The sequence below is a fragment of the Pseudomonas paralactis genome (assembly GCF_001439735.1).
In the GTDB taxonomy this organism is placed as follows: domain Bacteria; phylum Pseudomonadota; class Gammaproteobacteria; order Pseudomonadales; family Pseudomonadaceae; genus Aquipseudomonas; species Aquipseudomonas paralactis.
Window position 1 is genome coordinate 1 of the sequence record NZ_JYLN01000035.1, and the last position, 582, is coordinate 582.

The 582-nt window shown below is 57.7% G+C and carries 1 protein-coding gene; it reads left to right on the forward strand.

What is annotated here, in order from left to right; genetic code table 11:
- Window positions 1-582 (forward strand): immunoglobulin-like domain-containing protein (locus tag TX23_RS26625; RefSeq protein WP_209445934.1); only part of this gene is annotated, 582 nt, incomplete at both ends.

Here is a 582-nt window from a genome sequence, read left to right on the forward strand (position 1 = left end):
TCGACAAAGTTGATGTAGTCCTGTCCGCCACGACTACCGTCGGCGAAGGCGGCAACATCGTCTACACCGCCAGCCTTGTGGATAAAAACGGCGCGCCGGTGACTAACATCACCAACCCGCTCACCGTCACCCTGGACAACGGCCAAACCATCACCATTGGTGTGAATCAGTCCAGCGGCACTGTTTCGGTCTTGGCACCGGATGATGTGTACAAAGGCGATCAGACCGTCACTACCGCCATCAAAGGCGTGACTGGCGGCGAACATTTCGAGAACCTGGTACCAGGCACTACAGCGGTGAACACCACCGTCACCGATACCCCCGGTACTGACAACACCACGACCGTCACGCTAACGGCTCCGTCTGAAGCGAATGAAGGTGATCAAATTACGTACACCGCCACGCTCTCCAACAAAGCGGGCACCGACGTCACCTTGAAGCTGGATAACGGCTCGTCGATCACGATCAAAGCGGGCGACACTGTCGGCACTGTGACCGTGCCTGCGCCTACCGATGACGTGTTCATCGACAAGAGCTCGCAGACGGTCCAGATCACCGAGACCACGGGCGGCAAGTGTGATT